The 21,761-nt window shown below is 58.7% G+C and carries 22 protein-coding genes; 12 read left to right on the top strand and 10 right to left on the bottom strand.

Features of this window, described 5'->3' with window-relative positions; translation table 11 throughout:
• Window positions 1-133 precede the first annotated feature (133 nt).
• The 4 genes from OIM11_01060 to OIM11_01045 all read right to left on the bottom strand — a co-directional run bounded on the left by OIM11_01060 (window position 134) and on the right by OIM11_01045 (window position 3,995).
• Entirely contained in the window at window positions 134-1,807 is a 1,674-nt protein-coding gene (locus OIM11_01060) for an AMP-binding protein (GenBank protein HJI99739.1), read from the bottom strand.
• Between the two features lie 49 nt (window positions 1,808-1,856).
• Window positions 1,857-2,408 (bottom strand): cupin domain-containing protein, encoded by a 552-nt coding sequence (locus OIM11_01055; protein ID HJI99738.1) that lies wholly within the window; start codon window positions 2,406-2,408, stop codon window positions 1,857-1,859.
• A gap of 338 nt (window positions 2,409-2,746) precedes the next feature.
• Window positions 2,747-3,064: a hypothetical protein gene (locus OIM11_01050; protein ID HJI99737.1), complete on the bottom strand. Its 318-nt coding sequence runs from the start codon at window positions 3,062-3,064 to the stop codon at window positions 2,747-2,749.
• 112 nt (window positions 3,065-3,176) lie between these two features.
• Window positions 3,177-3,995 carry a hypothetical protein gene (locus tag OIM11_01045; GenBank protein HJI99736.1) on the bottom strand — a complete coding sequence of 273 codons (819 nt, stop codon included), beginning with the start codon at window positions 3,993-3,995 and terminating at the stop codon, window positions 3,177-3,179.
• Window positions 3,996-4,385: 390 nt separating this feature from the next.
• Here OIM11_01045 and serA point away from each other — a divergent pair, with 390 nt between their 5' ends.
• Both serA and OIM11_01035 read left to right on the top strand, forming a co-directional pair.
• Complete coding sequence (gene serA / locus OIM11_01040; GenBank protein ID HJI99735.1) at window positions 4,386-5,969, top strand: phosphoglycerate dehydrogenase; 1,584 nt, start codon at window positions 4,386-4,388, stop codon at window positions 5,967-5,969.
• Between the two features lie 330 nt (window positions 5,970-6,299).
• Window positions 6,300-6,911 (top strand): TatD family nuclease-associated radical SAM protein, encoded by a 612-nt coding sequence (locus tag OIM11_01035; protein HJI99734.1) that lies wholly within the window; start codon window positions 6,300-6,302, stop codon window positions 6,909-6,911.
• Here OIM11_01035 and OIM11_01030 read toward each other — a convergent pair.
• Window positions 6,908-7,336, bottom strand: coding sequence for a PIN domain-containing protein (locus tag OIM11_01030; protein HJI99733.1), 429 nt, complete (start codon window positions 7,334-7,336; stop codon window positions 6,908-6,910). The two genes, OIM11_01035 and OIM11_01030, sit on opposite strands and share 4 nt — an antisense overlap.
• On the bottom strand, window positions 7,333-7,641 hold the full coding sequence (locus tag OIM11_01025; GenBank protein ID HJI99732.1) for a type II toxin-antitoxin system RelB/DinJ family antitoxin: 309 nt from the start codon (window positions 7,639-7,641) through the stop codon (window positions 7,333-7,335). Before OIM11_01025 ends, OIM11_01030 begins: the two co-directional genes overlap by 4 nt.
• Window positions 7,642-7,782: 141 nt before the next feature.
• On the opposite strand from OIM11_01025, the gene OIM11_01020 reads away from it, so the two are divergent.
• The 3 genes from OIM11_01020 to OIM11_01010 are packed head-to-tail and all read left to right on the top strand — an operon-like array spanning window position 7,783 to window position 8,774.
• Window positions 7,783-8,061, top strand: a complete 279-nt coding sequence (locus OIM11_01020) for a type II toxin-antitoxin system Phd/YefM family antitoxin (GenBank protein ID HJI99731.1) — start codon at window positions 7,783-7,785, stop codon at window positions 8,059-8,061.
• The gene (locus OIM11_01015; GenBank protein HJI99730.1) at window positions 8,058-8,375 is read left to right on the top strand and encodes a hypothetical protein; all 318 of its coding nucleotides are present in this window, start codon (window positions 8,058-8,060) and stop codon (window positions 8,373-8,375) included. Before OIM11_01020 ends, OIM11_01015 begins: the two co-directional genes overlap by 4 nt.
• 9 nt (window positions 8,376-8,384) lie before the next feature.
• A complete protein-coding gene (locus OIM11_01010; protein ID HJI99729.1) occupies window positions 8,385-8,774 on the top strand; it encodes a (deoxy)nucleoside triphosphate pyrophosphohydrolase in 390 nt (129 codons plus the stop codon).
• An 18-nt stretch (window positions 8,775-8,792) separates the two neighbouring features.
• Here OIM11_01010 and dcm read toward each other — a convergent pair whose 3' ends face one another.
• The 4 genes from dcm to OIM11_00990 form a co-directional block, all read right to left on the bottom strand.
• Complete coding sequence (gene dcm, locus OIM11_01005) at window positions 8,793-10,070, bottom strand: DNA (cytosine-5-)-methyltransferase (protein ID HJI99728.1); 1,278 nt, start codon at window positions 10,068-10,070, stop codon at window positions 8,793-8,795.
• A gap of 110 nt (window positions 10,071-10,180) precedes the next feature.
• Window positions 10,181-11,665, bottom strand: a complete 1,485-nt coding sequence (locus OIM11_01000) for a Sau3AI family type II restriction endonuclease (GenBank protein HJI99727.1) — start codon at window positions 11,663-11,665, stop codon at window positions 10,181-10,183.
• 118 nt (window positions 11,666-11,783) lie between these two features.
• A complete protein-coding gene (locus OIM11_00995; protein ID HJI99726.1) occupies window positions 11,784-13,088 on the bottom strand; it encodes a DUF4143 domain-containing protein in 1,305 nt (434 codons plus the stop codon).
• A gap of 126 nt (window positions 13,089-13,214) precedes the next feature.
• On the bottom strand, window positions 13,215-14,288 hold the full coding sequence (locus tag OIM11_00990; GenBank protein HJI99725.1) for a ketoacyl-ACP synthase III: 1,074 nt from the start codon (window positions 14,286-14,288) through the stop codon (window positions 13,215-13,217).
• Window positions 14,289-14,482: 194 nt separating this feature from the next.
• On the opposite strand from OIM11_00990, the gene OIM11_00985 reads away from it, so the two are divergent.
• The 7 genes from OIM11_00985 to OIM11_00955 are packed head-to-tail and all read left to right on the top strand — an operon-like array spanning window position 14,483 to window position 21,585.
• Window positions 14,483-14,704 carry a phosphopantetheine-binding protein gene (locus OIM11_00985; protein HJI99724.1) on the top strand — a complete coding sequence of 74 codons (222 nt, stop codon included), beginning with the start codon at window positions 14,483-14,485 and terminating at the stop codon, window positions 14,702-14,704.
• A 13-nt stretch (window positions 14,705-14,717) separates the two neighbouring features.
• Complete coding sequence (locus OIM11_00980; GenBank protein HJI99723.1) at window positions 14,718-15,701, top strand: nitronate monooxygenase; 984 nt, start codon at window positions 14,718-14,720, stop codon at window positions 15,699-15,701.
• Window positions 15,702-15,714: 13 nt separating this feature from the next.
• Window positions 15,715-16,683 (top strand): ACP S-malonyltransferase, encoded by a 969-nt coding sequence (locus OIM11_00975; protein HJI99722.1) that lies wholly within the window; start codon window positions 15,715-15,717, stop codon window positions 16,681-16,683.
• Window positions 16,676-17,437 (top strand): 3-oxoacyl-[acyl-carrier-protein] reductase, encoded by a 762-nt coding sequence (fabG, locus tag OIM11_00970; protein ID HJI99721.1) that lies wholly within the window; start codon window positions 16,676-16,678, stop codon window positions 17,435-17,437. The genes OIM11_00975 and fabG overlap by 8 nt, the downstream gene beginning before the upstream one ends.
• Window positions 17,434-18,723, top strand: a complete 1,290-nt coding sequence (gene fabF, locus OIM11_00965) for a beta-ketoacyl-ACP synthase II (protein HJI99720.1) — start codon at window positions 17,434-17,436, stop codon at window positions 18,721-18,723. Before fabG ends, fabF begins: the two co-directional genes overlap by 4 nt.
• Window positions 18,724-18,779: 56 nt before the next feature.
• Window positions 18,780-19,226 (top strand): 3-hydroxyacyl-ACP dehydratase FabZ, encoded by a 447-nt coding sequence (fabZ, locus tag OIM11_00960; protein ID HJI99719.1) that lies wholly within the window; start codon window positions 18,780-18,782, stop codon window positions 19,224-19,226.
• A gap of 31 nt (window positions 19,227-19,257) precedes the next feature.
• Window positions 19,258-21,585 (top strand): acetyl-CoA carboxylase carboxyltransferase subunit alpha, encoded by a 2,328-nt coding sequence (locus tag OIM11_00955; protein ID HJI99718.1) that lies wholly within the window; start codon window positions 19,258-19,260, stop codon window positions 21,583-21,585.
• Window positions 21,586-21,761 lie beyond the last annotated feature (176 nt).

The raw sequence follows: 21,761 nt of genomic DNA, 5'->3' as shown, positions 1-21,761 counted from the left end.
ATACCTACATACTAGGAAGCGTCTGGGTATGCCGCCATGCCCAAAGGAGGGGTCTTGAGCAGTGGATTCGCTCTATTATTCTCTGAGAAGGATGTATTCGGTTTTCCAGGCGTGAGGACCAGTCTCGGACGAGTTAGTCTGTAACCCCGTCGGCGTTGCGGATCATCTTGCGCTTAATCTTGCCGCCGATGGTCTTGGGCAGGTCATCGACGTACTCCACGATACGCGGATACTTGTAGGGCGCCGTCGTGTGCTTGACGTGATCCTGCAGCTCCTTCGTGAGCTCGTCGCTCGGCTCGTAGCCCTTGGCCAAGATGATGGAGGCCTTCACGACCTTGCCACGCACGGGGTCGGGAGCGGCGGTCACCGCGCACTCGACGACAGCCGGATGCGCCACGAGCGCGCTCTCCACCTCGAAGGGCCCGATGCGATAGCCCGAGCACTTGATGACGTCGTCGTTGCGGCCAACGAAGAAGCAATAGCCATCCGTGTCGCGCCACGCCATGTCGTGGAGGTTGTAATACTCGCCACCCACGGCTTCGGCCGTACGCTCGGGGTCGTTGTAGTAGCCGACGAACAGGCCCGGCGGATAGGCTTCCTTGAGGCCCGTGACGCAGATAGCGCCCTCGCTACCGTCGGCGACTTCGTAGCCGTCATCATCGAGTAGCTTGATGTTGAGCAGCGGGCTGGGTTTGCCCATGGAGCCGGGGCGCGGTTCGATCCACGGATAGGTCGCCAGCAGCACGGGGCCTTCGGTCTGGCCAAAGCCCTCGCGGATCTTCTTGCCCGTGAGCCTCTCCCACTGGATGGTCACCTCGCCGTTGAGCGGCTCGCCTGCGGTCGCGAAGTTCTCGATGGACGAAAGGTCATAGGCCGCGACGTCCTCCTGGAGCATGAAGCGGTACATGGTGGGCGGCGCGCAGAAGGTCGCGAGATCGTAGTCCTGCATGACCTGCAGCAGCTTGGCGGGCACGAACTTGTCCATGTCGTAGGCGAAGATCGCGGCACCGGCAATCCACTGGCCGTAGATCTTGCCCCAGCCGAACTTGGCCCAGCCGCTGTCAGTCACGGACATGTGCAGGCGGTTCTCGCGTACTTGCTGCCAGTATTTGGCGGTGAGGATGTGCCCGAGCGGATGCTTGAAGCTGTGCTCCACGGCTTTGGCGTTACCCGTGGTGCCGCTCGTGAAGTAGATGAGCATGATATCGTCGATTTGCGTGGCATCTTCGCCCGTGGGGCGCTCCCACTGGTCGCTCGCGTTCTCGACGAGCTCGTCGAAAGACAGCCAGCCGTCGCGCTTGCCCGCGACGAGCACCTTCTCCTTGATGCTGGGCGAATTGGGAAGGGCACCCTCCACCTGCTCGACCACGTAGTCGTCATCGACGCAGATCACCATTTTCACGTCTGCCGAGTTCGCGCGGTATGCGATGTCCTTCGAGGTGAGCTGGATGGTTGCGGGGATGATGGTCGCGCCGATCTTGCACAGCGCCATGGCGCACACCCAGTATTCCCAACGGCGGCGCAGCATCATCATCACGACGTCACCCTTGTGGATGCCGAGCTTCTTGAAGGCATTGGCAGCGCGGTTTGAGAGCAGCGAGATGTCGGTGAAGGTGAACTCGCGCTCCTCGCCGGCATCGTTAATCCACACGAGGGCCTTTTTCTCGGGCTCGACGCGTGCCCACTCGTCGACGACGTCATAGGCGAAGTTGAAGTTCTCGGGCACGTCGATCTTGAAGTTGTCGTAGAAGTCCTCGTACGAGTCGAATTCGATGCGGGGACAATATTTGCTGAGTATGTAATCCACTTTTACCTTTTCTTTCTAGGATATGAGACAGTGTGCCAGGCACGCTGTCTTATTCGCTAATGATGGTGAGGAACTTGGCGGGTACGTCGCCGTTGCAACGCTGTCCGTGCCTGTGCTCCGGGTTGAAGAAGATGGAGTCGCCTGCGTCGAGGACTATCTCACGGTCGTCGAAGGTAAAGACGATGGAACCCTCGAGGATGTAGTTGAACTCCTGGCCCCGATGGTCGACGAGCTCCGCAGGCTCGTCATGGGGGTCAAGTGTGACGAGCAGGGGCTGGAAGTCCTTCTGCGTAAAACGCCAGGCCAGGTCTTCGAAGTGATAGCCCGGAAGGCGATCGACCTCACGGCCCTCACCGGCTTTGATGAGGTGGAAGGTGTCGAGGTGCCCGGACTTGCCCGTCAGGATCTCCGTGAACTCGATGCCAAAGCGATTTGCCATGTGATAGATGGCCGAGATGGGTACGTCGGCACCCGTCTCCTCCCATTGGATGTAGGTTTCCAGGTCGACGTCAAGATCGGCGGCCATGTCCTCGGCCGTTACGTCACAGGCCTCGCGGATGCCTCGAATGCGCTCGCCAATAGCGATGAAATCAGTTGACATAATCGACCTTTCGTTTGTGCGTGGAGTTTGTCCTGCAGATATGTCGTCAAAGTATAATGCGTGTTTCTGCTGTGTGCACAGGAAATGTGCTCCAATCGGCATCTTTTACACGTTTTTTGCGATTATGTGAACCTAGAGTTTTTCCCGTACGCAATTTTTTCGATTATGTGTGGCGTGCGGCGAACTCGTGCACGCTTTTTTCGATTATGTGAGATCGGTCGCCTTTCGATCATCACACAATCGAAATTTTCTTGCACCCTGTTCGGGTTACTCTCACATTATCGAAAAAATGCTCCGTTTATTGCACGTCGGCCCAGCGACCCGCGAAGCCCGCATCGTTACCCTACGACGTCACCTGCGGAGTAGCCGGTCATCGTGCCGTAGATGACGACTTCGCCGATGCTCGTCTGTGCTTTGACGTCGATGCTGTTGGCCCAGGTTGCGCCATGGGCGGCGAACTCGATATCCTCGCCATTGATGTGCGCGACGCCCGCGACGTCAAAGTCCTTGCCGTTGCGCGTGCCCTCCGCGTCGAGCGATCCCACATCGGTGATGTCGAGATGTGCGCGGGCGGTGTCGCCCGAAAGCTCGAGCTTCACCTTTCCCTGACGATGGTATTTAGGCGTGTCGACGATGACATCGTATGTTGAGGCCATGGGGTGTCCTTTCGCGTGTTGTTGCTGCAAGCGATAGTAGCGCATGTGCGAAAAGACAGCTAGGACGGGAGGCCCGAAAGAGCGAATGCGGTGTGGCCGGTCGAACGGAAGGCTAACTGCCCATCCAGTCGAGCAATTCGCGCTGACGAGCCAAATGCCGATCGTTTGGCGTCTGCAAGCGCCGCTTGCATTTGCGATTGACGAGCTCGAATCGCTTTCGTAGCCCCGCATCGTCGGGCAAGTCGTCTTTGCCTAGCGAGATAGCAGTGATTCCGAGCATGCGGTATGCATTGCGCACGAGCTTATCGTAATTCAGGCGCTCCTGTGCCGATGGCCATGCGCGATTGCTGTATTCAACGACCACACGATGTTCGGGCCAATAGAGATCGGGTTTGAAGGTGCGCGCGCCAAGAATGCGCGCGGCGGGGTCGGGTGCCTCGATTTCCTGGCCGAGCAGAGGGACCTTGCACCCCATTCCTCCCTGGAGCCGGGGAAGATGCGCGAGCATGCAGATTTTCGTTTCCCTGGGCGAGCGCGATCCTTGCAGGATTTGTCGGGCCGCCCTGCGGGCCGCCCTGGCCCCTGTGAAGTTATGGGCATTTGTGGCGAAGGCGGCAAAACCCTCCGGCGTGCTGATGGGACTGCGGGGGAGAAATCCGCGCGGAGCATCGGGAGCGAGCGCGTAGTCCCCGCAGAGCTCAAAGCCAAGAGCGATCAAATCGAACCATGCAAACGAGCGCGCCATTTGCAGAAAGCAGAATTCGGGACTGCTGAGTGCGATATGCAGTCTCGTGCCGTCGGGAAGGGTTGTTTCGTCAGCTAGGAAAAGCGCTCCGTCTGGCAAGGCAGTTTGCACGCAATGGAATCGCGCCCGCTTGGTGGAGCGCCTCTCGTTTCGATTGGCGGTGAGCAGATCGAGCGGCTTGCGCATGCTCGTGAGCATACCTGACGAAAGGGCGCTGTCGAGCGTCCGAACGTGAGCGCACCCGCACGCGTGGTCGATAAAGTCACGCGCCTCGTCGGCATCTAGGCCTCGTCCGCGTTTTGCGGTTGGGCTGCGCCAATAGGAGAGCGAGCTATCGTGAGCAAGAATGATATACGCATGCTTTGTCATGTGATTAAAATAGGCGATATGGTGGCAAAATCAAGAGCAGCCAGTTATGTTTCATGAGATAAAACCGCCAAATCGATGTAAATATACACTTTTAGTGCCACTTATAGAACCAAAGCGGGGAACCCTTATCGCCCGAGACGAGGGGTCACTACAATAACTGCATTTACTGCGCCAACTGGTTATGGCAACTGGGAAATGAGGATGATCATGAAGGTATTGATTCCGGAGAAGTTCAACAAAGCCGGCATTGCCGTGCTCGAGGATGCCGGCTACGAAGTCACGTTCAAGCCCGACACCACGCCCGAAGAGCTCGTCGAGATGATTCCCGAGTACGACGCGCTTATCGTGCGCTCTGCCACGACGGTCACCCGCGAGGTCATCGAGGCCGGTGACAAGCTCAAGATCATCGGCCGCGCAGGCGTCGGCGTCGACAACATCGACCGCGAGGCTGCCACCGAGCGCGGCATCATCGTGTGCAACGCGCCGCTTTCCAACGTCGTGTCCGCTGCCGAGCAGACCATGGCACTCATGCTCGCCACCGCGCGCAACACAGCGGCTGCGAGCGCGTCCATGAAGGAAGGCAAGTGGGACCGCTCCAAGTTCACGGGCAAGGAGCTCCAGGATAAGACGCTCGGCATCTTTGGCACCGGTCACGTCGGCCTGTTGGTTGCCGAGCGCGCCGCCGCCTTTGGCATGAAGCTCATCGGCTATGACCCGTACTGCCCGCCCGAGCGCGCCGCCCACTACGGCATCACGTTGCTCGATGACATCGACGAGGTGTGCAAGCAGTCCGACTTCATCACCCTGCACATGCCCAAGACTCCCGAGACCACCGGCATGATCGGCGCCAAGCAGCTGGCCGAGATGCCCGAGGGCGCCATCGTCCTCAATGTCGCGCGCGGCGGCCTGGTCGACCTCGATGCGCTTGCCGACGCGCTCGAGAACGGTCATCTTGCCGGTGCCGGCATCGATGTGTGGGAGAACGAGCCCGTTTCCGACTCGCCCATCCACAAGTTCGAGAACGCCGTCATCACCCCGCACCTGGGCGCATCCACCAAAGAGGCCCAGATTCGCGCGGCAACGCAGATCGCCGAGTACGTCATCGCCGGTCTCGAGGGCAAGACGGTTGCCACGGCGGTGAACGCCGCGCGCATCCCGGCCGATGTCATGGCGCAGCTCAAGTACTTCATCCCCGTTGCCCAGCGCGGTGGCGAGATTCTGTCGCAGGTCGTTGGCGGCGGCATCGAGAAGCTGAAGGTTACGGCATGTGGCAAGATAGCGGACACGGACCCGACGATTCTGGGAATGGCGGCGCTTGCGGGCGGCGTGACGTTCAACAGCGAAGTCACCGTCAACATCATCAACGCCAGCTACATCGCCGAGCAGCGCGGCATCGTCGTCGAGACCGCTACCGATCCGCTTTCTGAGAGCTATCCGAGCTACATCGAGATCGAAGCGTCGTGCGGTGACGATGTGTATTCCATCAGCGTCACGCGCGATATGACCTCGGACATGCCGCGCATCATCAACTTCATGGGCTTGCCCGTCGACTTCGTGCCGATGAAGGACTTCGTCGTGCTCGAGTACGAGGATCAGCCTGGCCAGATCGGCAAGATCGGCACGGTGTTTGGCGATGCGGGCATCAACGTTGAGTCCATGCAGATTGCCAAGGACTCTGAGCATCCCCTGGTCGAGGTGCTCATTAACCTCAACCAAGCGGTTCCTGCCAACGTGCGCCGCGATCTCGAGGCCGCTCTCGATATCGAGCGCGTCTGGTACATCGATCTGTAAGGACGAAGCTATACGGCAGGCACGCTGTCTGTCGGAACACACTATGTGCCCCAAGCGGTAGTTTTTGGCAAGAGCTGGCAGAAACGAACGTTTGGGGCACATTTTTGCTACGGGCGTGGCGGAAATTTACGTTTGGGGTACACCCAATGTGCCCCAATCGGCAATCCTCGGCAGAATATGACGAAAGCGCTCGTTTGGGGCACACGGCAAGCGCCCCAAACGGTAATTCCAGGCAGCGCTAGTTTCGTAATGTCTCACCGCATGTTTTCGCCAAGGCTTTGAAAGGCTATCCTCTAAAACACGTTAATAGAACCAGACCGGAGCTCACACATGACCAAGGCGATGAACATACTGTACGAGATCGGCGACACGCTCTACGTCAACCTCACCAATCGCTGCCCGTGCAGCTGCACCTTTTGTATTCGCAACGAATCCGACACCGTCAACGGCCACGACGTTCTCTGGCTCGAACGTGAGCCCACGGCCGGGGAGGTCATCGAGCAACTTCGTCAACTCGACCTCTCACGCTACTCCGAGCTCGTCTTCTGCGGGTATGGAGAGCCCATGGAAACATTTGACGTGCTCGGGGAGGTCGCCCGCTGGGTGAAGGAGAACATGGCGTTGCCGGTGCGCATCAACACCAACGGCCAAGGTTCGCTTATCAATGGACGCGACATCACGCCCGAGCTCGAGGGAATTGTCGATACCGTTTCGGTCAGCCTCAACAGCCCCGATGCGGACGAGTATCTCGCGCTCACGCGCAGCAAGTTTGGGAGCGACGCGCACCCCGCGATGCTCGAGTTCGCGCAGCGCGCGGCAAGCTATGTTCCGACGGTGGTGCTCACCACGGTGGGAGGTACCATAACGCATGAGCAGGAGCGTGCGTGCCAGGAGCTATGCGACGAGCTTGGCGTGAGCTATCGCATTCGCCCACGGGTTTAGATGCTCCACCTCTCGTAACCAAGATGCTCGAGGAGCTCAGTCGGGGTGAAGCGTGATGCGGGCAATGTCGAGAACGCATCGACATCCCTGCTGACGATGGCGTCGACCTTGTCTGCGACAGCCGCGGCAGCGATGATGCCGTCCTCGTAGTCTGGCTTTTCCAGCTCGAGGGCGTTTCTGCACACAAGGTCATCGACACTCGCCGCGTTTGAGATTTCGAGAACCAGGCGAACAGCCTCGTACGCCCTGTCAGTATCGAGACATTTGGACGTGATATAGAAAACGTCCTTGAGCGAGGTTGCCGCAACGCATAAACCGACGGATTCCTCCACGCATGCCATCAAGCAACCTTTGGAGTCTTCTTCGAACGGGGCTCTGTGGAGGATGAGATCGAGCCAGACATTGGTGTCTACGAGGACTTTCATGCCAGAGCTTCGTACTCCCTAAGCTTCTCCTCGTATTGCATATCGCGCAGTTCGTCATCGCTCGTGTTCGAGAATCTGGTAGCCGGCAGAGCCCCCAGCAGCTCGATGGCATCGAGCTTCTTTCGCATGACTTCTTCCTTCTTGGGATCTTGGTTCTGAAGAAACTCTGGCAGCTCGTGCGTTTTCGCGAGTGTTTCCCAGAGTGCGCGGATTGCTTCGGTGACGCTGATGCCGTTCTCCTTGAGGACCTTGTCGCCACGCTCCTTGAGGGCGCTATCGATGCGTATGTTCAGCGTAGATGCCATGACTGCCCCTTTCGCCACTTGCATTGTAATATTTGCATTACAGTAATGCAAACAATATGCTGCGATTAACTAAGATTTGCGTATTCAGAAAATATTCTGAATATCATGTTAGAATGTGCCTAACGGATAAGGAGGCACATTATGCCTATCGTGAGAACTGCATCGGATCTTCAGAGGAACATCGGCGAGATTTACGAGCTCTGCCAAAACAATCCCGGGCCCGTCTACATCACCCGCAACGGCAAAGCCGATCTCGTTGTCATGGACGCGCATTATTACGAGGCCCACGAGCAGCTTCGCAAGGAAGTCTCGGCGTACGAGCGTGCTTTGAATCAACGCCTCGAGGCGGCCTATGAAGACGTGAAGGCGGGCAGGGTAAAGCCATTGAAGCAGATTCGCGAAGAAATGGGCCTTGCATGAATGCGGAAGATGATGCCGAAGAATCTGTCTTCTATGAAGTTCTCATGACGCGAGAGGCCGAAGAAGACTACAGGCGGGTATCTCGTTCTCCACGCTTTTCCCGGGTCGATATGATGCTCGATATTCTAGAGGCCTTTCCCGGTGTTGGAAGGGTTTATGATCCACAGTACGAAGCGGCAAATCTTCCCGACGACGCGCGAGTTGCGTATGCAGACATATATGGCATCTACTATTTGATTGATGAGGCCAAGAGAGCGGTCATTGTGCTTGCCATTGAAGACCAGCGCAGTGATCCTATGCTCCGGTTTGGTTAGGACCTTTTCATGAAACACATCAAGGTGGTAGCCGCAATCATCGTGCATGACGGCAAGATTCTGGCGACGCAGCGCGGGTACGGAAATTACAAGGGCAGCTGGGAGTTTCCCGGCGGGAAGATCGAGCCGGGCGAGGCTCCCGAGGCGGCGCTCGTGCGCGAGATTCACGAAGAGCTCGACGCCGATATCGAGGTGGGGCCAAAGCTCATCACGATCGACTACGACTACCCCGAGTTCGCGATGACGATGCAGTGCTTTGTCTGCACGCTCGCCAGCGGCATGAAGCTGCTCGAGCACAGCGACGCGCGCTGGCTGGGGAGAGACGAGTTGGATTCGGTTGATTGGCTGCCTTCGGATGTCGAGGTGATCGCGGCAATTAGGTCCGCGGGAGTTGTGTAGGGGCTGCCCCATATTGACTCAAGACTCCAAAGAGAACCTATTCGCTATCTCTTTCCCTATCCTATGTGGTATCTCTACTACGAGCGCATTACCCATGCAGAACGCACGCTGGCCATCGGTCATGCCGGTATCTGTCCAGCCCTTAGGAAACATCTGAACCATGTCGAGCTCATCGGGAACAAGACGACGAATTCGTCCGCTATCTCCCATAACGGCATGTTTGGTACGACTAGCGCCTTTTCCGCCTTCGCCTGTGAGAATGGTTCGAGCCGGTCTATCAAGTGGGTCTGGCCACGCCATCGCGCCCTCAGTGTACATGTACGTAAATCCCGCGGCCGTGGTGCGAGGTTCCTTTTTTGCCTCGCGCATATACTCCCACTTAGGAAGGTCTTCTTCTGAGATGAAGAACTCAGGAGGCACTTCAGAATCGGGAACGACAATGCTAGCAAGCGTGGTTGCCTCGCCATCAAAGACAGCCTCGACCTTGCATGTCATGATCTGCCCTTTTTGCATTGCTCCGGCATTCTGGAATGGCGAGAGCTTTTTACCAACGCCGAAGTGCTGGGATATCTCGTAAGGATCCGCAGTGACATCAACGGAGGTGATAGCGGTGATTTTCTCAGTGATGGGAAAGGCCTTTGCCATGATGCCGTCTTGCTTGATGCGACCTTCAAGGTCCCATTCGTTTTCTGTGAGTTCACCGTATATGTATACGCGTCGGCGTTTCTGTGGCATGCCGTATTCTGCTGCGTTGATGACACGCCATTCGACCGAGTAGCCCTCTTCAGCCAAACAGCTCAGGATAATCGCAAAGTCACGTCCGCGTTGCTTCACTGGACTTTTGAGGAGGCGGTCTACGTTCTCAAGAAGCAAATACTTCGGCTGCTTTAGGTGAATCATACGGTAGATATCCCACCATAGGACACCCTTCTTGCCTTCGATGCCACGGGCCATATTGAGGGGCTTGGCGACGGAGTAGTCCTGGCAAGGGAATCCGCCGACCAGCATGTCAAAATCGGGAATGTCACGCTCGCCCGCTTCGTATTCGTCGAGTACCTTGTTGATGTCTTCGTTGACGCAGCTACCCTTGCCGAAGCGATCTTCATAGCAGCGCCATGCAAACTGCTTGGCTTCTGTTCCGGGTGGCTCCCACTGGTTGGCCCAAACGGTTTTGAATGGGCCAGCAGCCTCCATATCAAATTTGGGATGGTTTGGGTCATGGTATCCGTCAAGACCCAGACGAAATCCGCCGACTCCGGCGAATAGCTCCGCTACTTCGATTGTGTCGTTGGCCATAGGGTGCTCCTTCGCATTCTGAAAGCCATTGACTACAGATTTAATTTATTGGTGCAACAAGCTGTGTATTAGGATCCCAGATCCGCTGAACGGTGTCAAGATCGATTTCGCTAGATGTCTCGAACAATCTCGTAGATGTAGTCGTTGTTCAGCCAAAAGCTCTGCTTTGTCATAGCGCGTCCGTCTGGCAGCTCATCAGCATCGCGATTAATGTTTCCAATCGTCAGGCCATTTTCTAATCTATACGCCGCTTTGGAAGTGTGTGGCCTGACGTGCGCCACGGGGTTGTCGCTTTTCTTTGGGAGGTTATTTTCAAAACGATAGCCGTCGCCCCGCGGGACTTTTGTAATTGTGACGCCAGTAGCTATCACGTCTTTTGTTGTTTCCCAACAAGCACGAAGGGGACCATCTATATCAGCTCGAGGCATATTCCAAAATGTCGCCCCTTTAAGACGCAGCTCATCTTCTTCCTTTTGGAACGCGACGAATAGAAACCGCGTCTCTTCAAAATATTCATGAAGCGGGGCATCATTCCACTCCTCGTCCAAAATGTCGATAAACGAGAACGTGTCCAAGGATAGGCTCTCTTTGATCCTGCCATGTTGCTCGATGCGAACGGTTCTTACGTTGATGTTTGCCTTCTCGAACTCGTCTGCTCGATTGTCATGCAGTCCGAGCATGTGATAGACAATCGTGGTCCATTGGGCCTTGTTGCCGGTATAGGCGAGGCCGAGTCTGTCGCAAATCTCCTTGTCAGTCATTCCAATAAAAGGCTCGATGAGCGAAATGACATGCTGTTCAAAGGAGCACTTGGATAGTTGTTCCGAATCCTTGATGATGGACTCGTTACCCCGTTGGCCGATGATGTAGTCGTTGAGAACGACATTCATGTAACTGTTCTTATAGCACCAGGCCCGCCCCTTTGCTTTCTTGCCCGGTGCATATACGGACTGGTCGCGCATGCTTTTTTCGGCGGTCGCGCCCTTTGTGCATGCCCCCAAGTAGTGAGTCATCGATTCCGATAGCTCATCTGCTCTTCCTTCCGTTACGTACTTTTGAATGGTGCCGTAATCCTCGCGGATGATTGCGAGGTCTTCATCAGGAGGAGTGAAAAGTGTGACGTATTCAATTCTTTGGTCGTATTTATCGATTGTCTTATCGCGCTTGTAATAGATGAGCAGGATATTTCCGCCCTTTTCCCACATGTGTGATTCGTCAAAGGGGCGCTCAATGCTTTCATCAAAGGCAATCATGCCAAGGACAAGACGCTCGCCGGCCCGGACGCTGCCATCGTTCTTAACGTCATAGCAGGTAGTTTTCAACTCTGCACCAGCATCGTCAAAGTCGGCATGCGCGTCGCTATTGGCACGGTAGCCGAAGTATCGCTCCTCGATGAGTGTACCCATACCTCCTTTGAAAGAGATGTCGTTATAATCGGCCTTTTCTAGAGTGCGTCCATCGGGAGTGATTCCAAGTTCCAATACCTCGCGGAACGTATGACCCTCAAGTTTCTTTGCATGTTCGAGGAGTGTCTGCGGGTCATCAAAATCGACAGGCACATACTCAAGCTCGTTTGTCGATATATCGACGTTCATAGACCGCTGCATGATGAGTCCTTCGGTTGCTTTAGGCAATGCCGCTGTATCGCACCTAAACGTATCACATTTGTGATACATAGGCGTAATCACCGCATGATGTACCGTAGTTGTTGCCCTACGCCGTCAGTGCGCGAATTGGAATGACGTAGATTCCTTCTTCTGCCTCACGCACAAACTCTCCGTTGCCGGTGATGACGGCCATGAAGGAAGGCGGCTTGTTTCGAGCGCCCTTATCTGCCCCAAGTTTCTTGCGAAGTCGCTTCAAGCCTGCAATGCCCTCATCAACCTTATCCTCGGAAACCTTGAACTCGAAAGCTGCCCATGAACCATCCGTGAGTTCAATGATTGCATCTACTTCGAGACCACTGTCATCGCGATAGTACTTGACGGGGTGTCTGGGAGAGAGCTCCAGTGCGGATGCGTAAACAATCAGGTCGCGAATGCATAGGTTTTCAAAGACGAGGCCAAAGGTCTGCCAGTCATTGAATAGCCCTTCGGGGGACAGGCCAAGCGCGGCAATCGGAAGCGAGGGGTCGGCAAAGTACCGCTTGGGTTTGGTACGCAACCGTTTTGGCGAGCGCGACGTTGGCACCCATCCAGGGATTTCCTGAATGAGGAAGATGCTCCTTAGGAACTCGAGATACTCGGAGAGCGTTTTCTCGGACTTTACCTCTACTGCAAACCCATTCATGTCCTGGAGTGTCGTGCTGAGCGTGGGAGTCTGCCCAAGATTGCGGGCGATTGACTGTACGAGGCGTTCGGTGACCTGCGAGTTCTTGCTATGCGCCGGCGCACTTTGTTCATAGATGGATTGCAGGTACTCGCGGGCCACGTGCTGGGCGATTGTGTAGTTGTCATCAAATGTTTCTGGCCAGCCGCCCCTGCAGCATAACTCAACAAGCGCACGAGTATCATGGGGTACGGCGGCTGCGGCAAACTCCCCCCGGAATAGACCGGCGAGCGAAACGCTCTTTGTCGAATCTGAAGACTCGCTCAGGGACATTGGGAGCATGCGTATGCGCCCAATGCGCCCAGCTCCGCTGTGACGATTGCCGTCCTTTGGCGGAGTTGATGAACCGGTAAGTATCCATCCTCCGCGAAGACCGCGCACGAGGTCGATTTCGTGACGCACTGCATTCCATATCCCCGGAGCCTTCTGCCACTCATCGACGATGTGCGGACGCGCGCCTTCAAGCACGATGTGGGGATCGGCTTGAGCGAGTTGAAGGTTGTTATCTCGGTCGATATAGGTGATGGATGCGCCGTGTGCGCAAGCCGTCCACGTTTTGCCGCACCATTTTGTGCCGGCGATTTCGACAGCTCCAAAAATCGAAAGATATCGCTCGACGCGTGCGTCAACGATGCGCGGCACGTAACCTTCTGGGCGAAGGGGAGAAAACGATGATTCAAGAGCATTCATAATATTCCCTTCTATCGGGAAATATTATAGGCATTACCGAAAATCCGCGCAATTCATTACCGAAAATCCGAATTTTCCATTACCGAAAATCCGCGATTCCCATTACCGATTTTCCGCCCTGTGTCCTTACGCCTCGAACAGCAGCGCGCCGCTCGTGAGTCCGCCGCCAAAGCCCACGCACATCACCTTGTCGCCCGGCTTGATGCGGCCCTCGTCGTAGGCATCGGAAAGCGCCATGAGCACGCTCGACGCACTCGTGTTGCCCGCCTCGGCGATGGAGACCTGCCAGCGCTCGTAGGGAACGCCCAGCTTCTTGGCGGCAAAGCGGATGATGCGGTCGTTTGCCTGATGCGGCACGATGCAGCTCACCTCGTCCATCGAGACGCCCGCGCGTTCGCACACCTCGCGTGCGGCCTCCACGATGGCGGCGGTGGCGAACTTGAAGACGCGTTGGCCGTGCATGCGGATGAACGCGGCGTGCTCGGCAAAGCCGCCTTCGTCGGTCTCGATGTTCATGATTTCGCCCACGCCCACATTGCCGACGTTCTCCCCAAACGGGAAGGTGCTCATGTCGTGGTTCGCGTCGACGGTCAGGCACAGGGTGTCATCGTCGGTGTTCTTCAGGAAGCTCGCCAGAATGCCCGGCGCGCTCTCATCCCACTCGAGCACCACGGCGCCGGCACCATCGCCAAAGAGCACGCAGGTGGCGCGATCGGTCCAGTCGGTGATGCGCGAAAGCCGCTCCGCACCTATGACCAGCGCGCGGCGCATGGCGTTGCGCTTGTGCCCGATGCCGCTTCCGCCCGCACTGGCAACCGATGCCTCGATCATGGTGGAGGCGACGTCGATGCCGTAGATGCAGCCGCTGCAGGCGGCGTTGAGGTCAAACGCTATGGCTTTGCTGGCGCCCAGTTGCGCCTTGATGAGCGCCGCTTGGGACGGCACGATGACGTCCCCGGAGATGGTCATGCACACGATGAGATCGATATCTCCGGCCGCGACCCCTGCGTTTTCGAGGGCGGCTTGTGCAGCCTGGACTCCAAGATCGGTGGTGGACTCGTCAACCGCGATGCGCCGGTTATGAATGCCAGTGCGCTCGACGATCCACTCGTCGCTCGTGTCGACAATGCTTGCCAGGTCGTCATTGCTCACGACAAGCTCCGGCAGTGCCTTTCCATGTCCGACGATCCTGCATCCCATGGGCGTTTCTCCTTGTTGGTCGGTCGTCGCCCACGTCCGGTCGGGTGGGCTGACGCCCGACTATCTTAGAGTAATTCCGCTGGAAAATGCCTTCGTTTGCAATGTTTGCGCAAGATTTTGCATCGTGGCTCACTCATAAAATCTTCGTCTACAATAGTCGCGCTTGTTTGTTAGACACCGCGAAAGGAACCATCATGGCAACTATCGACATCGTCCGCGACGTGCTGGTCGAGAACCAGGACCTCGATCCGGAGGCCATCACCGAAGATGCCGTCATCGAGGACCTCGGCATCGACTCCCTCGACATGGTCGAGCTCATCTGCGACATCGAGGACCAGTGCGAGGTCGACTTCGGCGAGCCGACCGATCTTGTGACCATCGGCGACATTGTCGAGCATATCGACTCCCTGAAGTAGGTCGAAGCGCCTCATGAAAACGAGAGTAACCGAACTCCTGGGCATCGAGGCTCCCATCATCCAAGGCGGCATGGCCCGCGTTGCGGATGCCTCGCTTGCCGCGGCGGTCAGCGAGGCCGGCGGCCTGGGCATCATCGCCTGCGGTGGCGCCAAGCTCGATTGGATTGCCGATCAGGTCAAGCAGGCCCAGGCGCAGACCGACAAGCCCTTTGGCTGCAACATCATGCTCATGGACCCGCTCACGCCCGAGGTCGCCAAGCTCGTCGTCGAGCTCGGCGTCAAGGTCGTCACCACGGGCGCCGGCAGTCCGGTCGAGTACCTGCCCATGTGGCGCGATGCCGGCATCAAGGTCATCCCCGTCATCGCCACCACGGCGCAGGCCAGGCGCATGGAGCGCCTCGGCGTCGATGCCGTGGTCGCCGAGGGCACCGAGTCTGGTGGTCACGTCGGCGAGCTCACCACCATGGCGCTCGTGCCCAGCGTGCGCGAGGCCGTTTCCATTCCCGTCATCGCCGCCGGCGGCATCGCCGACGGTCGTGGCATTTGCGCGGCCTTCGCGTTGGGTGCCGAGGGCGTGCAGATGGGCACGCGCTTCCTCACCATCGACGAGTGCACCGTGTGCGACCCGTGGAAGGAGAAGGTGCTCGGCGCCAAGGACTCCGACACGATCGTGACGGGTCGCGGCACGGGTCATCCCGTGCGCGGGCTCAAGAACAAGTTCGCACGCGCCTGCCGCAAACGCGAGATGGAGGCGAGCAGTCCTGACGATCTCGAGGGCATGTATGCAGGTTCGCTCAAACGTGCAGTCGAGGGCGATATGGAGAACGGTTCCATCCTCGCCGGTCAGGTTGCCGCGCTCGTGAAGAAGCGCGGCACGGCCAAGGAGCTCATCGCCGAGCTCATGGCCGAAGCCGAGGCGCTCGGTGCGCTTGACCTCGCCGCCATGGCCGAGCTCAACGCCCGACAGGGCCGCTGCCTGGAAGATGCCGACGCATAGGAAGACTGAAGCTATGGCTCAACTTGAAGGAATCGGACCGGTCCACACGGTCTTCATGGCCTCGGGACAAGGGTCGCAAAAGCCCGGCATGGGCGTTTCGCTCTTTGGCGTTCCCGAGGTACAAGCCGCGCTCGAGTGCGCATCCGACGTGTTCGACCGCGACATAGCGGCGCTCGTCAACAGCGAAGGCGACGAGGCGCAGGCACAACTCAACGAGACGCGCAATGCGCAGGTTGCCATCGCAGCGCTTTCCATCGGCATTGGTCGCGCCCTCATGGCGCGCGGCATCCGGCCCGATGCGCTGCTCGGCTTCTCGCTCGGGCAGATCAGCGCGCTCGCGCTTGCCGACATGCTCACCGACGAGGAGGCCTTTCGGCTCATCGACGTGCGCTCACGCGTCATGGACGAGGCGGCACGCTCGAATCCGGGTGCGATGACCGCGCTGCTCAAGGCTGACGAGGAAAGCGTCATGGCGTTGTGCGAGCAATGCGCCCAAGGCGACGTGCTCGCACCCGCGAACTTCAATTGCCCAGGCCAGATCGTCGTGGCCGGCACCGTGCCTGCAATCGAGCGCACGGAGGAAGCCTGGAGGGAGCAAGGCGGCAAGCTAAGCCGCCTGGCGACGCAGGGCGCATTTCACAGCCCGCTCATGCAGGCGGCATGCGATCCGTTTGCGGAGTATCTCGCGACCGTCGACTTCAAGGAGCCGGTCATCCCGGTCATCTGCAATACCGATGCCACGCCACTTGATGTCGCGACGGTTCGTCAGCGTCTGGTCGATCACCTCACGCATCCGGTGCGCTTCCAACAGAGCGTCGAGGCACTTCGCGAACAGGGTGCGAGCACCTTCATCGAGGTCGGCTTCGGCGGCGTGCTGAGCGGCTTGGTGCGACGCATCGACAAGGAAGCCACACGTGCTTGCGTGCAGGATAGACCAAGCTTCGAGGAGCTCGAGGAATCGTGGAGGAAAAGCGATGAGTAACACCGATCAGGGCAGCCCCGTTGCCCTCGTCACCGGGTCAGGCCGTGGCATTGGCCTTGCCTGTGCACGAGCGCTTGCTGCCGATGGCCATGACGTTTGCCTTAACTGCTCGAGCGATTCGAGCTTCGAGCGCACGAATGCTGCCGCCGAGGAGATTGCCGGCGAGTACGGCGTGCGTACGCTTGCCGTTGTGGCCAATGTGGCAGATATGGAGGCCGCCAAGGCCCTCGTGGACCAGGCGGTTGCTGAACTCGGTCACATCGACGTGCTCGTCAACAACGCGGGTATCACGCGTGACGGTCTCATCGCGCGCATGGGCGAGGATGACTTCGATGCCGTCATCGACGTGAACCTCAAGGGCACCTTCAACTGCTGCAAGGCTGCGTCCAAGTACATGATGAAGCAGCGTAGCGGTGCCATCGTCAACATGAGCAGCATCGTGGGTATTGCGGGCAATGCAGGGCAGGCAAACTACGCCGCCTCCAAGGCCGGTGTCATCGGCCTTACCAAGTCGCTTGCCAAAGAGCTGGCGCGTCGCAACATCAGGGTCAACGCGGTTGCCCCGGGCTTCATCGCGACCGACATGACGGATGCGCTCAACGACCAGCAAAAGGAAGCCATCACCTCTCAGATCGGTCTTGGCCGATTGGGCGAGGCAGACGACGTGGCCGCCCTCGTGGCGTTTCTCGCGAGTCCCGCAGCTTCCTACATCACCGGACAGGTAATCAGCATCGATGGAGGACTTTCCCTATGAGCACGACAAACGAGAACATGAACCTTCGTCGTCCGGACGGCACGCAACGCGTCGTCATCACGGGCATGGGTGCCGTTACGCCGGCAGGCGTTGGCGTGGATGCGCTGTGGGACGCCGTCATGGGCAAGCAATGCTGCATCGCGCCCATCGAACGTTTCGACACATCTGAATATGAGGTGCACAACGCCGGCGAGGTGCGTGGCTTCGATGCTACCGAGCATGGTCTCTCCAAGAAGGAGGCGCGCCGCTTCGAGCGCTTCGTCCAGTACGCCATGGTCGCAGCTGACGAGGCGATGGCCCAGGCGGGCCTGAACATGGACGAGGTCGATTCGACGCGTGTGGCCATTGCGTTTGGTACGGGCATCGGCGGTATCGACGAGCTGCAAAAGGGCTTCGAGACCTTGCACGACAAAGGCCCCAAGCGTGTGAGCCCGCTGTTCGTGCCGACCATGATTGGCAATATCGCCGCCGGCAACCTCGCCATTCGCTACGGCATTCACGGGGCGTGCATCAACGTGGTCACCGCCTGCGCGACCGGAGCGCATAACATCGGCGAGGCTGTTCGCGCCATCCGCCACGGCTACGCTGACGCCGCGCTCGTCGGAGGAGCCGAGGAATCGGTATCGCCCATCTGTATCGCCGGGTTCACCAATCTTGGGGCGCTTTCCAAGGCCGAGGATCCCACCCAGGCCTCGCTGCCCTTCGATGTACGACGCAAGGGGTTTGTCGCAGGTGAGGGTGCTGGCGCGCTCGTCATCGAATCACTTGAGCATGCGCTCAAACGTGGCGCCACACCCATTGCCGAGATCACCGGATATGGCTCTACCGGCGATGCCTACCACATGACCGCGCCCGACCCCGAAGGCGCGGGCATCGTGCGTTCCATGCGCCAGGCGCTCGATGAGGGTGGCTTCACGCCCGCCGACATCGGGCACGTCAACGCCCACGGCACGGGTACGCCTGCAAACGACAAGACCGAGTCGATCGCCCTGTACGCGCTGTGCGATGACGATGAGCTTGCCGCGGGCGTTCCGGTGACATCCATCAAGGGCACGACGGGCCACACGCTCGGCGCGGCCGGTGCGGTCGAAGCAATCGTCTGTGCGCTTTCGGTCGCCCGCGATTGCGTACCACCCACGACGGGGTTCGCCGAGCCCGATCCCGAGTGCGCCGTCAATGTCGTGACCGAGGCCCTGACGGACGTTCCGCAGAAGGTCGCGCTCTCTAACTCGCTTGGCTTTGGCGGCCACAACGCGACGCTCGCATTCAGCCCCTATACGGGCTAATGACCAAGATATGAGTCAGTGTGCCAGGCACATTGTCTCAGAAAGGAGCGTACGTCATGGAAATCAGCTATCCCGCGGGACGCGACGTCATCGAGTCGGTGCTGCCTCATCGCGATCCCTTCGTGTGGGTGAGCCGCGTGCTCGAGTGCGAGCCCGGCGTCTCCGTCAAGGCCGAGCTCGACGTTGATCCCGCTCTCCCGCTCTTCGCGGGCCATTTCCTCGACTATCCCGTGCTACCTGGCGTCATCATCATGGAGGCGTTGGCCCAGGCGGCGTCATTCTCCATCCTGGTCGAGCGCGAGGCAGAGGGCACGCTCGGATTCTTTGCGGGCATCGACAACGCGAAGTTCCGCAATCAGGTACGCCCCGGAGACACCCTGACCCTCGAGGCGACCATCGTGAAGTCGTCGCGCCGCATGTGCGTGGCCGAGGTGAAGGCCTCGGTTGGCGATACGGTCTGCGCGACCGCAACCCAAAAGTACGTGCTCGCTACCGCCGAGTAACGCGTATAGCAGCTGCTAACGGAGTATTGACGTGGAAGAACAAGCTAGTAAACCCAAAATGAATCCGGGTGTCGATGTCGTGTATCGTCTCGATCGCATCGCTCTCGAAATTGCCTCGAAGATGCACGAGCAGGGATTGCTCCATGTGTCAGGTTCCGTGGACGGGGACGATGGCCTTTCCATGAACGGTCCGTCCGCCCTGGTCATGGTGCAGGGCAAGCCAGCCAAACAGGCGCATAGCGCCATCAACGGCGCCGGCATTGCGAGCGTCATGCCCCTGACGGGCGATTGGCGCCTCGATAGCAACCCGCGTTTCGCATACACGACCGTCGAGCTGGGCAACAAGCCCACGCGCAAGCTGTTCACCAACGCATATGCCGTTCTCAAGGCAGCCGAGGATGCCGAGGTGCAGTGCATCTTGCTGGGCACCGATTCGCTTGCGCTTGCCGAGGACAATCGTTTCCTGCAGAGTGCGGCCGATGCTGGTCTGCGTGTGTTCAAGGCGCTCGATATCGATACGACATTCGAAAACTGGGTAGAATGCGTGCCCTCGGATCACGCAGATGCGCCTCAGCCCACGAAGTGGCGCACCTGCCATGCATGCAAGCTCACCTTCGACAATGCCGAATTCGTCGAAAACGATTACTCCTGCCCCTCGTGCGGCACGCTCGCGCGCCTCACGTCCGACGAGCGTATCGAGCTTATCGTGGACGAGGGAACCTTCGAGGAGTGGGATGCCGATATCGAGGATGTCGATCCGCTCGAGTTTCCCGGCTATGCCGAGAAGATCGCATCGTATCGCGAGAAAACCGGCAAGCACGAGGCCGTTCGTACTGGCAAGGGCATGCTCGGTGATTTGCCCGTGGCCTTCGGCTTCATGGAGTCCGAGTTTCTCATGGGCTCGATGGGGACGATCGTGGGCGAGAAGGTGAGCCGCCTGTTTGACCGCGCCACCGACGAAGGGTTGCCGGTCATCATCTTCTGCGCGTCGGGTGGCGCCCGCATGCAGGAGGGCCTGGCCTCGCTCATGCAGATGGCCAAGACCGCGTGTGCCGTGGAACGCCATGACCGAGCGGGACTGCTCTACATCTCCGTGCTCACCGATCCGACCACCGGGGGCGTTACGGCATCGTTTGCCATGCTCGGCGACATGATTCTTGCCGAGCCCGGAGCGCTCATCGGATTTGCCGGTCAGCGCGTCATTCGCGACACCATCAAGCAGGATCTTCCCGAGGGCTTCCAGACCGCGGAGTTTGCCCTCGAGCATGGGCTCATCGACGCCATCGTCGAGAGGGGCGACCTGCGTGGCGTGCTGCGGGCTGGCGTGGCGTTTCATCGGCCGTGGCGTGGGAACGACCACAACGCGCTGTTCGGGTCATTCAAGAGCGATTCGCTTGAGGATGACGATACGCCGAATGCCGCCGATGCCGCTCGCAAGTGGATCGGCAATCAGATTGACCGACTGCCTTTCGTTGAGAGCATCAAGAAAGGCGCCGAGGCGGGCATGGATAAGGTGAACCAGCGCTTCCGTGGCAAGCGCGATGCTGATTCGGATGAGTCTTCGACAGATGTTGCTCCCGGTAGTGCTTGGGAGAGCGTGCAGATTGCCCGCAATGTCCACCGACCTACGGCGAGCTCCTACATCAAGGTGCTTTCGCCGTCATTCCTCGAACTGCACGGAGACCGCGAGTTTGCCGACGATAAGGCTATCGTCGCCGGTCTTGGTCGCATCAACGGGCGTCCCGTTACCATCATCGCCCAGGAGAAGGGTTCGACCCTGCCCGAGCGCATCAAACGCAACTTTGGCTGCCCCCAGCCCGAAGGCTACCGCAAGACGGCACGCCTCATGCGCCAGGCCGAGAAGTTCAACCGACCCATCGTTTGCTTGGTCGATACCCAGGGTGCGTTTTGCGGCATGGAGGCTGAGGAGCGGGGTCAGGGTAACGCGATAGCCGAAAACCTCGAGCTCATGGCTGGCTTGCATGTGCCGGTTGTGAGCGTGTTGCTTGGCGAAGGTGGCTCGGGCGGCGCGCTCGCGCTCGCTCTCGCCAACCGCGTGGCGATGCAACAGCATGCGGTGTATTCGGTGCTTTCGCCCGAGGGCTTTGCCTCGATCCTGTGGAAGGACGGCTCGCGTGCGCCCGAGGCGGCCAAGGTCATGGGCATGAACGCTGACGATGTGTTTGAGTTGGGTGTTGTGGACGCGGTGTTGCCCGAGGGCGATGGAGCCGCGCACGAAAATCCCGAGCAAGCTGCCGATATCGTCTTCGCCTACGTGGACGAGACCCTCGAGGAGCTGAGCGCCCTCACCCCTGACGAGCTGCTAGCCCAACGCCAATCCCGCTTCGCAAGGTTCTAGCCCCTCCTCTGTCATTTCGAGCGGAGCGACCGCAGGTCGCGCAGTCGAGAAATCTCACCCACGGCAAGGGCCTTCTGGCAAGCTCTGCCATATTATGTGCTGGCGTTCTTAGCTCCCAGCTAATGAAATACGTGTTCCTTGTGGATAGACTCCCAACGGTTGCGCAATAACCGCGC

Source organism: Coriobacteriaceae bacterium (genome assembly GCA_025992705.1).
GTDB lineage: Bacteria > Actinomycetota > Coriobacteriia > Coriobacteriales > QAMH01 > QAMH01.
The sequence above is the reverse complement of the archived record's forward strand: the minus strand, read 5'-3'. Positions and strand labels throughout refer to the sequence as shown.

Excerpts from the sequence above, each read along its gene's own strand:
- OIM11_01055 (HJI99738.1), bottom strand. The coding sequence starts at position 2,408 with ATGTCAACTGATTTCATCGCTATTGGCGAGCGCATTCGAGGCATCCGC.
- OIM11_01050 (HJI99737.1), bottom strand. The coding sequence starts at position 3,064 with ATGGCCTCAACATACGATGTCATCGTCGACACGCCTAAATACCATCGT.
- OIM11_01045 (HJI99736.1), bottom strand. The coding sequence starts at position 3,995 with ATGCGCAAGCCGCTCGATCTGCTCACCGCCAATCGAAACGAGAGGCGC.
- serA (HJI99735.1), top strand. The coding sequence starts at position 4,386 with ATGAAGGTATTGATTCCGGAGAAGTTCAACAAAGCCGGCATTGCCGTG.
- OIM11_01035 (HJI99734.1), top strand. The coding sequence starts at position 6,300 with ATGACCAAGGCGATGAACATACTGTACGAGATCGGCGACACGCTCTAC.
- OIM11_01030 (HJI99733.1), bottom strand. The coding sequence starts at position 7,336 with ATGAAAGTCCTCGTAGACACCAATGTCTGGCTCGATCTCATCCTCCAC.
- OIM11_01025 (HJI99732.1), bottom strand. The coding sequence starts at position 7,641 with ATGGCATCTACGCTGAACATACGCATCGATAGCGCCCTCAAGGAGCGT.
- OIM11_01020 (HJI99731.1), top strand. The coding sequence starts at position 7,783 with ATGCCTATCGTGAGAACTGCATCGGATCTTCAGAGGAACATCGGCGAG.
- OIM11_01015 (HJI99730.1), top strand. The coding sequence starts at position 8,058 with ATGAATGCGGAAGATGATGCCGAAGAATCTGTCTTCTATGAAGTTCTC.
- OIM11_01010 (HJI99729.1), top strand. The coding sequence starts at position 8,385 with ATGAAACACATCAAGGTGGTAGCCGCAATCATCGTGCATGACGGCAAG.
- dcm (HJI99728.1), bottom strand. The coding sequence starts at position 10,070 with ATGGCCAACGACACAATCGAAGTAGCGGAGCTATTCGCCGGAGTCGGC.
- OIM11_01000 (HJI99727.1), bottom strand. The coding sequence starts at position 11,665 with ATGAACGTCGATATATCGACAAACGAGCTTGAGTATGTGCCTGTCGAT.
- OIM11_00995 (HJI99726.1), bottom strand. The coding sequence starts at position 13,088 with ATGAATGCTCTTGAATCATCGTTTTCTCCCCTTCGCCCAGAAGGTTAC.
- OIM11_00990 (HJI99725.1), bottom strand. The coding sequence starts at position 14,288 with ATGGGATGCAGGATCGTCGGACATGGAAAGGCACTGCCGGAGCTTGTC.
- OIM11_00985 (HJI99724.1), top strand. The coding sequence starts at position 14,483 with ATGGCAACTATCGACATCGTCCGCGACGTGCTGGTCGAGAACCAGGAC.
- OIM11_00980 (HJI99723.1), top strand. The coding sequence starts at position 14,718 with ATGAAAACGAGAGTAACCGAACTCCTGGGCATCGAGGCTCCCATCATC.
- OIM11_00975 (HJI99722.1), top strand. The coding sequence starts at position 15,715 with ATGGCTCAACTTGAAGGAATCGGACCGGTCCACACGGTCTTCATGGCC.
- fabG (HJI99721.1), top strand. The coding sequence starts at position 16,676 with ATGAGTAACACCGATCAGGGCAGCCCCGTTGCCCTCGTCACCGGGTCA.
- fabF (HJI99720.1), top strand. The coding sequence starts at position 17,434 with ATGAGCACGACAAACGAGAACATGAACCTTCGTCGTCCGGACGGCACG.
- fabZ (HJI99719.1), top strand. The coding sequence starts at position 18,780 with ATGGAAATCAGCTATCCCGCGGGACGCGACGTCATCGAGTCGGTGCTG.